Genomic DNA, 13614 nt, shown 5'->3' with positions numbered 1-13614 from the left:
TTTTTCTTTTTACAGGTGAAAAAAAGGTAAGCCTAAGCTTACCTTTTAATTAACTCATTGCGGGTTATTAAAGTTCAAAGTCTTTTTTGAACTTTAAACCAAACTCGCTACGGTCATTACTGCGCATTACACCAACAAAACCTGACTGTTGTAAACGACCTACATCGTAAACCTCGTTTAATACGTTTTCACCGTATAAGGTTACTTCCATATCGCCATAAGGATTAGTGTAAGAAATATTAAAACCAACTAACTCACGCGAATCAATAGTCTCGCTTTCATTGTAAACCGACTGGCCTTGCATTTCGCTTCTGAAAGAGTAGTTAGCGTTAAATGCAACGGTTGCACCGCTGTCTAAATCCATAAAGTAAGAAGGGGCAATCATTACAGTCCAACGTGGTGTTAATGCTGGTGAATCACCTTTACCAATACCTTGTACGCCTGCATCTACTTCTGTAATTTCAGAATCTAAGTAACCTACAGAGCTGCGAATTGTGAAATCGTCTGTAATGGCAACGGTAGTTTCAAGCTCAATACCTTGCGCTTTAGATTCACCTGCATTCTCAACAATCGTTACAAAACCACCGCCTGCAGTAGGGTCAGAAAATGGTAAAGCAAGGTCAGTGTAATCTGTTACAAATACAGCTAACATCATAGATACATTTTCATGTACTTGGCCTTTTACGCCCATTTCGTAGTTAATTGCTTTAGTTTCATCAAACGATACAAACTGATCGGGGCCGCCAAATGGACGTGGAGGGAAACCGCCTGTTTGGTAACCTTTTTGAATTTGACCATAAACATTCATGTTATTGCTGATTTGATATGATGCGTTTACATCCCATGTTACAGCGTCAAACTCTGCACTTACGTATTTACGTTCAGCAAATGTTGGGAAAATCGCATCGGCATCTTTCTCATCTTTTGAGTATCGAAGGCCACCGCCAATACTTAAATCATCTGTTAAATCGTAACTTGTATTAAAATATACAGCGTATGAGTTTGTTTCTTGGTTAATTTCAAAATCGCCATAGCCACCAAATGAAGGTGTAACACCATCGTTTAATAAGCCATTAGGAGTATTGAATGGGCTAAATACAAATGGACCTGAACGTGTAAAGCCATCTTCATTAAAGAAGTAAAGACCTGATACAAAGTCCATATTGTCATAAGTCGCATTTAGTTGAATTTCAAACGAGTATTGGTCTGCACCACCCTCTTCTGGGAACTCAGATAAATTAAGTGGTGAGGCATCATCATCAAGTCCACCTTCGTATTCAGAAGTACGGTAACTTGAAATAAATTTAGCCGTGTACGTATCATCAATTGCCCAATCAGCAGTAAATGACGTACCCCACCCTGAGTAAGACGTAGATTCAATACCAGCAACGGTAGTGCCTAAATCATCGGGGTCAGATGGGATCATATCCTGTGTTAATAAAGGAAAGTCACCATTAAATACATCATTTGCATCAAGCGGCTCAGTTAACTCAATAGTGTAAGGCGATTGACCCGACTCATTATCAACACCGTCAAGTGAAAAAGTAAACGCTAAATCGCTATTGGCTTGCCATTTAAGGGCTACGCGACCGCTAAACTCTTCTTCTTCACCAATTTCTTTTTCTGGGTTAGCTAAATTGACAGCTTCACCCACACCATCGCGCGTTTTGTATGATGCACTTGCAGACATACTTACTTCATCTGTTAGCGAGTTATTAAAGTATACATCGCCAGCAATACGTCCGCGGCTACCAATTTTAGCTGTAGTTGAAACAATCCCTTCATCACCTGGTTGCTTAGTAATTACATTTACTGCGCCACCTAAGGTATTACGACCATATAATGTACCTTGTGGTCCACGTAGAACTTCAACACGCTCTACATTTGGTAACGATAAGTTTGACCCCATTTGACGGCCTAAGTAAACACCATCTAAATAAACACCTACACCCGGATCGGTTGTAATTATGTGATCTTGTAGACCAATACCACGAATAAATACAGAGGCATGCGCCGCATTACCTACACCGTAGCGAGTGATATTTAAGTTTGGAACGTATTTACCAATATCTTCTAGGTTACTCATATTGGCTTTATCAATTAGGTTAGCACCAATTGATGTGATAGCGGTTGGAGATTCAAACAAGCTCTCTGTACGTTTACGAGCTGTAACTTCGATTTTTTCAAACGCGTCTTGTTTTGCTGTTGTTTTAGCTTCTTCAGCATTTACTGAGGTAGTTAGTGCAGCGACAACTGCGAGGCTTAACTGTGAGAGTTTGCGTAGTTTCAAAATATTCTCCAAAGGATACCGTATAATTTAGTTATGCGAACTTATTGGCTTGGGCAATAAGTTTTGGGCATAAAAAAAGACGCCTAATAGCATCTTTCCTCTGGAAGGGTATTATATTACATATTTGTGAAGAAACGTATAAAAATTTTCATTTAATAAACATACAGGTACAAATTAATTATAATCTTTGATTATTGTTGGATAACCTACACAAAAAAATGGGCCTTTTGCTAAAAAGTAATCACGTTATACACATTCTAATTTCGTGCACCTTTTATGTTTACATATAAGAGAACCATTATTCCATAAAGCACATTAATCACAGCTTCGTATCGCTTATCAAACTACGCTCTATGATTGATATTAACCAAAAATAGCAATATAGTATTACTATTGCATCTAGGGACAGAAATTATGGATATTAAAAATACTCCAATACGCTATGTAAAGTGCTTTAATAGTCCAGACTATACTTCACTTTTCTGTGTAGCAGCTAACTACAACATTTTATTGGTTAATTACCAAGCACTTAATGTAATCACAACTTATGAACTTATCAATAAGTTTATGCAAGATAACGGTTATAAAAGCTTAGTTATTTTTGATGTTCCAAAAAATAGTGACGTATTAGCTTTAAAAGAATGGCCTAATTTAAAGGGACTTTTTTACGAAAGTTCAGATGACTCACTTTTTCAACAAGGCCTTGAAGCTATTGAACAAGGTAAGCTCTGGTTTCCCCGTGATGTGACAGACAGCTGGATGAGACAAATGTTAGCCAGTGAACAGCAAACCACCCTGCAATCAAGTAACCTTACTTGTAAAGAAATTAAAGTATTAAACTTGCTTTTCTCCGGTCTACACTCCACCGCTATTGCAGATAGCTTATTTATAAGTGAAGCCACTGTCAGAGTGCATTTACATAAAATTTATCAAAAAATATCTGTAAAAAACAAACAACAAGCATTGCTGTGGTGCCAAAAAAACTTAAGTAAAGTCAATAATTGAGTGGGCTTATTTGAAAACGAATAACATCTGAATACTCTCCAGCGGCTTGACGTGTGAAGTCCTCCAATTGAATGCTAAGCGGAATGTAAAACTCAGTCTGGCCAGAATACGAAAAGTTTAGACTTGAAGCTTTTACTAAGTTAATTTCTTCTGAGCCTAACTGCAATGTATAGCTAATACCATATTTATTACTAAAAATAGAGTGTAATAAACGACTTTTATTCTCTGAGGTTACATTAAGTTGAACATCCGTATTAGTCACTATTTGTAAGCTAGGTAACATGGTGTATTTTTCTGCTGGCTTCAATTCTCCCAAATAAACAGTATTAGAAAAAGTGTTATAACCTAATAAAGATAAACTAGTTCGGGGTTGAATATTAGTTTCAATCTCGATTTCTATTTCATCTACGGTTTGCTTATTTTCATCATAGAGCCTCAACTCAAGCCTATCAGTGTAATACCCTGCTTTTACTGGCGTCCCTGCGGGGATCACTAGCCTGATATCTACTTTGCTATTGTTAAGCTTAACCTGATTAATGCTCCTACTTAACAACTGATTTTCTAGACGAATTTGATAGTCAATAAATTGAGAGTTACTTTTAAGGTATCCTTGGTTTTGCGAAGAAAGACTAAAATACAAAGTACAATCCGACGTATTTATTGTGTCTACTCGAATTGTCTTCTCAGCATCGACTTGTGATTTTACGTGATAAAATGACAGGTCATCGAACAAATATTCAATTTCACCAATACTTGCATCACACTGAGCATGAACTCTACTTGCCATAGTTAGTAAAAATATACTTATTGCTAAATACACAATTTTAATGAACATAAATAACCCCTTTTCGTTGAAGTTGCTCTGCATCATGAACCTCTATTAAAAATGTAGTACTATCTTTATTTTGTAAGGTCACTTTATACTGACAAGGAGCAAGGCCAGTTATTGCAAAGCGGCCCCGCTTATTTGTGAAGAATGTATACTCTTTGGCCGATGCTTTATCTTGACAAATAGCCTTTCCCACCATTAAGGCTAAGGGGATCTCGTCCTTACTCCGAAGAGTTGCAATAACAGAAATATTTGCTGCAGTCCCAATTATTGCTTTATGTCCAGTTTTGTATTTAGGGTAAAAGCTAAGCATGCCAGAGCCTATATCATAGCCAGGGGCTAGATCATCAATATCAACAGGAATGTTGATATTGTCATAAGAGCTCAAATCATTAAGTAATATAGTTTTGAAATCTCTATTATCAGCTCTATAGTCATTTTCAACTCGGCCTAATGTAATCACTTTATTTTCTAAACTTTTGTGGGCGTTAACCAAAGCAAAGCTATCGTATATAGGCTTTCCAAATGCCCATGCATCATCTGCAAAAGCTATACTAGATGAGAGGCTTACACGACTTTGATGATAAGCAGAGCGAGCATTTAAATCTTTATAAAAACTTGCATGTTCAAGGTTAGCAGCAAAACGGTTTGCGTTATATTGCATGTTTAAATCAAAGATAGTTTTATTTAATTCGTTGCTCTCTAAGCCAGCTCGAAAGTTCAAAGCACCGACAAAACGCTGATTATTGTCTTGAGTAAATTCTAGTCTCGTTTTATCACGTCTAGACTGGTGGGATAGTTTAACTCTATGCTGATTATTAAATTTATAGGTAAATGATAAATTTATACCCCACTCTCGCTCACCTTTTAACTCATCCCATTGCGCCCCTGCAGTATATCTCCACTGACTATTTACCAAGTCGCCTGAGAAATTGACTCCCAGCGATTTATCAAATTGAACACTTTGATGATCTCGGGAAATATTTGTAAAAAAAGAGGCTAACGTTCTATCGTTAACATAATAACTATAACTCGCCTGTGCATAGTGTTCTCTATAGCGGTTATTAAACGTATCTTGAGACCTAAAACCTAAAGCTGTAAAGTCTTTTGAACTGTATTCATAACCGAGCGTTAGCTCACTTCCTAAGTTGCTCATATTATAGCTACTATAAACAGTACGGTAAGCGTATCCTTGGCGTTCCGCGAAGCTAAATGCGCCCTCAAATGCCAGTTGGCCTATTTGAGCTGCATAGATTTGTTTAAAGCCAATTTGTTGCGCGTATTTATCTCCCTGCGCTGTAACCCCTGCAGTCCAACTTGGGGTCAGGCCATAATCCAGATAGGCACTGAGGAAGGGAGAATCTGGTTCATACTCGAGTTTATCGCCAGCCTCAGCAGGAACGCCTAAGTGAATTTCATATTCAAGCTGCCCTTGTGCAAATAGATCTAAGCCAGTTGCAACATCAAAGTTTACATAGCGCACAACGCCAGCTATATCAGTAATTTTTAGAGAGATATTATTGCTGCCTTCGCTCAAAGGTATGTCATCTAAAGAATAAATACCCGCAACCAAATTAAGGCGCTGAATAATTCGTTCATCGACATATACCTCTACACTTGAAGGGCTTTGAAGAATAAAGCTACGTGAAGCGGTTGGCCTTATGGGCCTGTCTGATAATAGAGAAAAGTCATGTGCTATTGAAAAACCTAACAAGCGAGAGGAGTTTTGGAAATAACCGCCTGAACTAAAGTTATCCCCTAGAGAAAGGCGCATGCCTAAGCTAGGTAGATCATGAATAAGCCTAGTTCCTTGCCGCTTAAAGTTTGATGAAGCAGGCTGCGATATTTTATTATATTCAAATTCATTTTCTAACACCCACCCTTGCCAACTAGCTACAATTTCTGAGCGTAATGCATATTGCTCTTGAACTTGCTGCTGTTCCTTATCATCTTGATGTACGTAGCTTGCATAAGCGTTAATAAAACCACTAGTGTTAGCTGGCTCGATAGCCTTTAACTTTTTCCTTCGTTTTTGTGCACTTAATTTTTGTGGGCGAGTTAACTCTACGGGAACAACAACGTCCAAACTAAAATCGCTCATATCAAACTCAACGCTAAAACCCAGTTCCCTTAATGAAGTTACCGCTAAAGTATTGTCTTTTAATACCTTAAATAGTTCTCTCTCTTTTTCTTCAAGTAAAATTTCGCTAAGGTGTGGCTCTAACTCGTTCCACTGTAAAAAAAGTGCATCATCTTTATCGACTTTAAGTGAGACTTGACCTATTGGACTATTATTTAATTGAACTGACACATTAAGTTCAATTGTCCTGCTAGAAGGGTTTATTTGTGCTAACACGCTAAGTGGTAAAAAAAATATAGCGAAGAGGAACACTGCTGAAGTTTTCATTGCACCAGATCTAAACTTAAATGCCCTACCTCACGGCTCTCAATATTTTCAGGTAGCTTAACTTTTATGGTCTGTGTGGCATAAGGCGCAAAAAAAACATCGTACCCCTTCTCCAATAAAGCTTGTTTTTCAAAAGTAGTTACAACGGATTTATTTGTAGTTACTTTAATTTTATAGTCACTGAGCCGCGCAGCCCCTTCTCCTTCATTTTTGATTTGGGCTAAAATCTCCCCACTTTCTATTTTAGAAGTCAGTATTTTTAAGCTAGGTGAATATATATCTCTGTCTACATGAACAACTAAATTTACATTCATTAATATTTTAAGTTGCGAGGTATCACTACCAATATTAGAAGCCAAAGGCTGCTCAACTAAACTTACTTGATAACTTTTATCATATTTCGGAAAACTCTCAGCAACCCACCTAAATTGAATTTTCTGACCTTGCCCCTCTTGTAAAAATAAAGAGGGAGGAAAGACCCATAATGGAGAATCTTCCAACTTTTTTAACGATGGGCTAGATTCAGAAAAATTAATTTCAAACACTTCAATATCAAATGCAATCTCTCTAGGTAATTGATTGTAAATAAAACTAGAAGGTATTTTTGAGGGTTTATCCGGTGATAATGTGATCACCATAGGTGTTACTTCCAGAGCCTCTACCGAAATAGAAATACTACATATTAGTATCATTAAACATCGGGAGAACCACTGAACACAAAACATTAGAATATAACCTCTAACTCACTATCAGCAGCTTGAAACTCTTTTGGTATTGAAATTGAAATATTGCTTTTTGAATTTGGAAGTAAAATCTTACCTGATAGGGCTCTACTTAGATCCATTCCTTCTAAAATTAACACTTTACCCTTAGATTTAATATTCCACTGAGCTTTAGAAAGGCGTACATATTTATTTCCATGGTTTTCTAGCAACACACCCCATTGATTTTCTGCTAACTGCTTTTTGTCTTTGATTATTAGTTTTGCTTCAGCGTTATCTGGCACAACATTAAATAGCGTTCGAAAACTGAGTGACATACCAACCCCAGACTGCGCATTATCGTTCAAATCAACCGACACTTGCTCTACTGTAATTCGATAAGATTTGGAGTGTTCAATAATAGGTTCGCCAATATATCTAACAATAACCGACTGGCTATTTCCTGGTGGGATAATTGTTGTCATAGGAATAATCAAGAAATCTTCTTCATTTATCTCTAAAGACTCAACACCAGTATCACTTATATTCATATTAAATGCTGAAACATCAATAGTTAATGGTTTATCAGATGGGTTTGTAATTCGAAGTGTTTGCTGTGACTGACTCCCCTGCGAGCTGAGATCGGCTACCATGGGTATCACCTGAAAGGCACTGACTGAAAAAGAAAGCAAACAAAATATAAAGATAAATAAAACATGCATAGAATTCCCTCCTAAATAAAGGCAGTGCATAGTCACTGCCTTTTTATTTAATTTATTTAACTTTAGTTTGCTGTAACAGTTAGCATTAGAGTATCAGCATAAGTACCTGCGTATACCGGTGTCTCAATTACTTCTAAGTCAATCATTCCTGCAACGCCCGACGTTGCTAATGTATTGTTGCCGCCATTACTTTGAGAAACGCTTTGATCATTGATGCCATTATCAGCTGTCAAAGTAAAGTCATATGCGCCTGCTGTTAAGCGAGCGGTGTACCCTATCCCTCTGTCTTCATGATCAGCGTTTTGAAGATGACCCTCAGAAGTGGTTAAAGTAAGTGTTGCACCATCCACATCATTACATTTCAAATCAAAGTTAACGCTTGTTGTATCCCCCATTGCAAGAGTTGGAAAGTAGTGATTTGTTGCAATATTACTTACTTCACATACGGATGCGACTGCACCGCCTACGTTTAAGTTATCTGCTAGTGCTGAACCAGATGAGATTGCTGCGATTGCTGAAATTACGATTAGTTTTTTCATTGTTATATTCCTTATCCATGTGACATATAGTTTGTTTTGTTAAATAAATGTGCGTTTAAAGCACGCCACCCGATACTACTGATGGTGTCATTTCTATGCGGATCACATCCTGGTAGCTTCCTGCATATATCAAGGGGTCATCTAGAGTTAACTGAATCTCAGCAATGCTATCAAATAAAATATCATTAATATTAAAACTATATGTCGATTTGGTTGCCTGTGCCGATACAGACACACTTTTGTTGGCACCTTCCAATGACCAGTTAATATTATATGAACTTACTCTACTGCTTTGCTCATGACTTAAACCACCATTAAGAGACTGCATTGATATTCTTATTGGCGAATTACAGTTAATCTCTAATGTTGTATTAGCAACGCCACTAGAAGAAAACTCTAGGTTATTATTTTGTGAGGTAAATTCACACACCGGAGAAATATGCCCCAACAATGTAATACTTACTTCATCGTTACTGTATGCATTGGATGCAAAGCAACATAATACTAACCATGCAAGCCTCTTCATCACTGTCACTTCCTTTGAACTACCTTGCTAATACAGTGGTAATGTTAAGCTAAAATTCAGGTTTAGAAAGTTGTTATTTGATTACAAAACAGAGGGTAAGACTAAATACACTGTAGCTAAGCATACCGTTTGGTATAAACATTTAAGTGATTCGTAATCGATAAAGGTAGCCTCTTTATTATTATCACTCTCTTAAAGTCCGCTTTAGCGCTATGTTTAATGTTTATAAACAAGCAAAACATAAGTTGAATAAAGGATAAACAACCAATTAAACAACAGTTACAACTTTATAAATAATTAGATAAACAACTTTGATAAATTTAAGTAATTTTTAACTTCAATAAAATCAACAACTTTGATTGCCAAAAGCCGATAACCAACAATTGTAAACTTCAATATAAACAAAATGCTTAATTCTTTTTTACTAACTAGCTAAAATTATTAGATAAAAACTAAAATCACTTCTATAATCCCCATGAAATCAACAGCTAAATGACAAGTAAGAAATATATATTAAAAAACTATCTGTAGCAGTAGCAAGATATGCCGTACTTGCACCTAGTTACACGAGTGCTGAAGTTTGTATAAATGGCTTTGCATCTATAGTGGGTGGCAAAAGTCTAGACAGGGATCAAACTTTATACGGGTCTGATGACGATATCTCATTTAAAAATGTGGGTATATTTGCATTAATAGTTATCTGCCAATCTTCAGGAAATGATCAGCGGAAATAATTGTGCGTGATAAAGATAGCTATGGCGTTACTTTTGATTAGGTGTAAGTTACTTATAAATATAGTGATAGCAGCGCTTTATTATCTGATGAGGGAGCCAATGAGAAGCAATGTACGCAGGCTAGTTCATTAAACAATACTACAGTAAATTATGCTTTTTAAATTATGTGCCTACAAAGCATTGTAAGTTAATAAACCTTAAAAGGAATAAGCGATTAATAAGCGAGCAGGTTGAAAATTTCCCATAAAAAAACCAGTAACATTGCTGCTACTGGTTTTATAATTTGGTGCGGATGGGGGGACTTGAACCCCCACGCCCGAAAGCACTACCCCCTCAAGGTAGCGTGTCTACCAATTCCACCACATCCGCATTTTTAAGCTTTCGCTTAGGTGTTAAACTTATTGACTTACTTGAGGAGTATAAGTCGTTTAACGTTAGCTTTACGCTAAATTAGTTTGGTACGTCAGAGCTCTGCTGTTGAGTAACAGGTACGTCTTCTTCTGCTGGCGCTACAGTTTCTACTGCAGGTGCTGCTTCAAGGTTTTCCCACTCATCGGTCTTTTTAATTTGACCGGCAGTTAAGTTACCTAACACAATACTTAAAACAAAAAACACTGTTGCTAAGCTTGTTGTTGTTTTGGTCATGAAGTTACCTGCACCTGATGAGCCAAAAACTGTGCCCGAAGCACCGGCGCCAAATGAAGAACCCATGTCTGCGCCTTTACCTTGCTGGATTAAAACCATACCAACTAAAGCTAAAGCAACAACTAAATAAACTACTAATAAAATTTCGTACATCTTATACGGTCCCTTTTGCACTGTTACAGATTGCAGTGAACGAATCTGCTTTTAGACTAGCACCGCCAATAAGGCCGCCGTCTATATCTGGTTGTGCAAATAATAATTCGCTATTTTTTTCGTTAACGCTACCACCATACAAGATGGTAAGCCCTTGTGCTAAATCGCTATCTAATGATGCAATTTTGTCACGGATAAATTTATGAACAGCTTGTGCCTGTTCTGGCGATGCAGTCTTACCTGTGCCTATGGCCCAAACGGGCTCGTATGCTATCACAGAATCTTTCAGTGCTGCTACACCTAATTTCTCAATTACTGCATCAATTTGTGCAGCAACCACGTGTTCGGTTTGACCGTTTTCTTGTTCGCTCTCGCTTTCGCCAATACACAAGATAGGTGTTAGTCCCACTTGCTGTGCACGGGCAAATTTTGCGGCTACGGTTGCATTGCTTTCTTTGTAAATACTGCGTCGCTCTGAATGACCTACGAGTACATACTTAGCACCTAAATCTTTAATAAGCTGAGCATCCACTTCACCGGTAAAGGCGCCTGGGGTATTTTCACTTAGCGTTTGAGTACCCGTGGTAACACCACTGTCAACCAGTGCTGATACTAATGGAAATGGAGGAAATAAAACAATGTCTATCTCATTTGATTTAACACTGTTAATGGCATCAGACAGTTGAGTGACAAGCTCTAAAGAGCCATTCATTTTCCAGTTGCCTGCGACCATTGCCTTACGTATTGCCATTTTCCACTCCAGATTAGAAAGCGGGCGAGATATTAACTTTTCTCGCCCTAAGTTACAAGAGGTTATTGTTCTCAATCAGTTTATTTGCTCATAGATTCGACAACTGCTGCAATTTTTTGCGCGCTGTCTATGACTATTTTTTCTTGTTCGGCTTCAACCATAACACGTACTACCGGTTCAGTGCCTGATTTACGAAGTAAAACACGGCCTTTTTCGCCTAAAGCTTGCTCTACTTGCGCAACCGCATCTTGTACTTCTGGTGCTTGTGTAGGGTCTGTGCCAGGTGTGTAACGTACATTGATCATTTTCATTGGGTACTTTGTAAAACCAGCCCCTAAATCTTGTAATGTGCGATTTTGAGCCACCATTGCAGCCAATACCTGAAGGCTTGAAATGATACCATCACCCGTGGTGATTAAATCGAGGTTTAATACATGGCCTGAGCTTTCACCGCCAATTCTCCACCCTTTTTGCTGCAGCATTTCCATTACATAACGGTCGCCAACTTTACTGCGCGCAAATTCAATTCCTTTTGCTTTTAATGCATTTTCAAGCCCCATGTTCGACATAACCGTGCCAACAACACCACCACCTAGCATATGATCTTCAGCCGCTTGACAGGCAATAATGTAAACTAAGTCATCACCATCAAATACGCGACCGTTGTGATCAACCATCATTACGCGATCACCATCACCATCGTAAGCAATACCCACATCAGCTTTGTGCTCTAGCACTTTGCGCTTTAACGTATCAACGTGTGTAGCACCACATTCATGGTTTATATTCACCCCATTAGGCTCACATGCATGAGTAATCACTTCAGCGCCTAGCTCACGCATTACCGACGGAGCAATATGGTAGGTTGCGCCATTGGCACAATCTAGTACAACTTTTAAACCTTCAAGTGATAAGCCTTGTGGAAATTGGCTTTTACAAAATTCAATATAGCGCCCATCAGCACTTACTAAGCGCGAGGCTTTACCAAGTTTATCTGAGGCAACACAGGTCATTGGTTCATCAAGCATCGCTTCAATTTGTAGCTCAACGTCGTCATCCAATTTTAAGCCTTGGCCATTAAAAAACTTAATCCCGTTATCGTAATATGGGTTATGCGATGCACTAATTACAATACCTGCTTCGGCTCTGAACGTTTGCGCTAAATATGCAACAGCGGGCGTTGGCATTGGCCCAAGCAGTACGACATCTATTCCTGCGGCAATTAAACCAGCTTCAAGCGCGGTTTCTAGCATGTAACCTGAAATACGGGTATCTTTACCTATAATTACTTTTTTTGTTCCACTTAGAGACAAAACTCGACCTGCGGCCCAGCCTAATTTCATTGCAAACTCAGGGTTAATTGGAGCTGTGCCCACTAAACCACGTACCCCATCGGTACCAAAATATTTTCTTTCGCTCATTATAAAGCTCCTTTTTCGCAAGCTTGGAGTACACCAAGCACATCTGCTGTTTCTTTTACATCGTGTACACGAATAATTTTTGCGCCATTTTGCGCGGCAATTAGCGCACCGGCCAAGCTGCCCGCTAATCGCTCATCTGTTTTTCTGTTTAGCAAATTACCTATCATCGACTTGCGTGAAAGACCTGCTAAAAGCGGTAGTTCAAATTTATTAAATGCATTAAATTTAGCAAGTATTTCAAAATTATGCTCTAGGGTTTTGCCAAAGCCAAAACCTGGGTCGAGGATAAGTTGCTCCACCTTAATACCCGCTGTTTCGCATGCGCTTATGCGCTGCTCAAAAAAGAGGTTAATTTGCGCTAGCAAGTCAGTATAAGTGGGTTCACTTTGCATTGTCCGTGGCTGCCCTTGCATATGCATTAAACAAATTGCTACGTCGCGATACTTAGCAAGTGTGATAAGTGCGTGGGGCTCTTGTAATGCACGTACGTCGTTAACTATATCAGCACCTGCTAAAATCGCCTGCTCCATGACCTGCGCTTTACTGGTATCTACCGATATAACGCAGTCACTTTTAGCTCTAATTGCTTTTATTGCAGGTATCACACGATTAAGTTCATCGTCTAAATCAACATCTGGCGCGCCTGGACGTGTAGACTCCCCGCCAATATCAATGATAGTTGCACCCTCGTCTAGCAACTGCATTGCCTGTTGCACCGCGTGCGCTGTATCTAAAAACTTTCCACCATCAGAAAATGAATCAGGGGTCACATTTAAAATACCCATCACACATGGTTTTTCCAAATTAAGTTTACGCCCACGGGGAAGGTTTATTATGTTAGTCATCGCCAACCTTTTAGTTATTTGATACAAAAAAGCCCCGAAGTACGGG

12 protein-coding genes, 1 tRNA gene and 1 pseudogene are annotated in these 13614 nt (G+C 38.4%); 2 read left to right on the top strand and 12 right to left on the bottom strand.

The window, feature by feature from the left end; genetic code table 11:
- Positions 1 to 67 precede the first annotated feature (67 nt).
- On the bottom strand, positions 68 to 2290 hold the full coding sequence (locus AN390_RS03855) for a TonB-dependent receptor (protein WP_055253020.1): 2223 nt from the start codon (positions 2288 to 2290) through the stop codon (positions 68 to 70).
- A 414-nt stretch (positions 2291 to 2704) separates the two neighbouring features.
- On the opposite strand from AN390_RS03855, the gene AN390_RS03850 reads away from it, so the two are divergent.
- Positions 2705 to 3295 carry a LuxR C-terminal-related transcriptional regulator gene (locus AN390_RS03850; RefSeq protein WP_055253019.1) on the top strand — a complete coding sequence of 197 codons (591 nt, stop codon included), beginning with the start codon at positions 2705 to 2707 and terminating at the stop codon, positions 3293 to 3295.
- On the opposite strand, the gene AN390_RS03845 is transcribed toward AN390_RS03850, so the two are convergent.
- The 6 genes from AN390_RS03845 to AN390_RS03820 all read right to left on the bottom strand — a co-directional run bounded on the left by AN390_RS03845 (position 3285) and on the right by AN390_RS03820 (position 9019).
- Entirely contained in the window at positions 3285 to 4130 is an 846-nt protein-coding gene (locus AN390_RS03845; RefSeq protein WP_055253018.1) for a hypothetical protein, read from the bottom strand. The two genes, AN390_RS03850 and AN390_RS03845, sit on opposite strands and share 11 nt — an antisense overlap.
- The gene (locus AN390_RS03840) at positions 4120 to 6531 is read right to left on the bottom strand and encodes a fimbria/pilus outer membrane usher protein (RefSeq protein ID WP_055253017.1); all 2412 of its coding nucleotides are present in this window, start codon (positions 6529 to 6531) and stop codon (positions 4120 to 4122) included. Before AN390_RS03840 ends, AN390_RS03845 begins: the two co-directional genes overlap by 11 nt.
- Complete coding sequence (locus AN390_RS03835; protein ID WP_164488075.1) at positions 6528 to 7169, bottom strand: hypothetical protein; 642 nt, start codon at positions 7167 to 7169, stop codon at positions 6528 to 6530. Before AN390_RS03835 ends, AN390_RS03840 begins: the two co-directional genes overlap by 4 nt.
- 86 nt (positions 7170 to 7255) lie before the next feature.
- Entirely contained in the window at positions 7256 to 7954 is a 699-nt protein-coding gene (locus tag AN390_RS03830; RefSeq protein WP_054982169.1) for a molecular chaperone, read from the bottom strand.
- A 62-nt stretch (positions 7955 to 8016) separates the two neighbouring features.
- A complete protein-coding gene (locus tag AN390_RS03825) occupies positions 8017 to 8493 on the bottom strand; it encodes a hypothetical protein (RefSeq protein ID WP_029773456.1) in 477 nt (158 codons plus the stop codon).
- A 55-nt stretch (positions 8494 to 8548) separates the two neighbouring features.
- Positions 8549 to 9019 (bottom strand): hypothetical protein, encoded by a 471-nt coding sequence (locus AN390_RS03820; RefSeq protein ID WP_055253016.1) that lies wholly within the window; start codon positions 9017 to 9019, stop codon positions 8549 to 8551.
- Between the two features lie 512 nt (positions 9020 to 9531).
- Between AN390_RS03820 and AN390_RS19845 the strand changes: the two are divergent.
- Positions 9532 to 9745, top strand: a pseudogene (locus tag AN390_RS19845) (hypothetical protein); the annotation flags it as partial.
- A 292-nt stretch (positions 9746 to 10037) separates the two neighbouring features.
- Here the strand turns inward: AN390_RS19845 and AN390_RS03815 are convergent.
- From AN390_RS03815 to folP, 5 genes are all read right to left on the bottom strand, one after another.
- Positions 10038 to 10122, bottom strand: a tRNA-Leu gene (locus tag AN390_RS03815).
- Between the two features lie 81 nt (positions 10123 to 10203).
- Positions 10204 to 10551: a preprotein translocase subunit SecG gene (gene secG / locus AN390_RS03810; protein WP_004587340.1), complete on the bottom strand. Its 348-nt coding sequence runs from the start codon at positions 10549 to 10551 to the stop codon at positions 10204 to 10206.
- Between the two features lies 1 nt (position 10552).
- Complete coding sequence (gene tpiA / locus AN390_RS03805; RefSeq protein WP_055253015.1) at positions 10553 to 11302, bottom strand: triose-phosphate isomerase; 750 nt, start codon at positions 11300 to 11302, stop codon at positions 10553 to 10555.
- An 80-nt stretch (positions 11303 to 11382) separates the two neighbouring features.
- Entirely contained in the window at positions 11383 to 12723 is a 1341-nt protein-coding gene (gene glmM / locus AN390_RS03800) for a phosphoglucosamine mutase (protein WP_004587342.1), read from the bottom strand.
- On the bottom strand, positions 12723 to 13568 hold the full coding sequence (folP, locus tag AN390_RS03795; RefSeq protein WP_055253014.1) for a dihydropteroate synthase: 846 nt from the start codon (positions 13566 to 13568) through the stop codon (positions 12723 to 12725). Before folP ends, glmM begins: the two co-directional genes overlap by 1 nt.
- Positions 13569 to 13614 lie beyond the last annotated feature (46 nt).

The organism is Pseudoalteromonas sp. P1-11, assembly GCF_001399995.1.
GTDB classification, from domain to species: Bacteria; Pseudomonadota; Gammaproteobacteria; order Enterobacterales; family Alteromonadaceae; genus Pseudoalteromonas; species Pseudoalteromonas atlantica.
The sequence above is the reverse complement of the archived record's forward strand: the minus strand, read 5'-3'. Positions and strand labels throughout refer to the sequence as shown.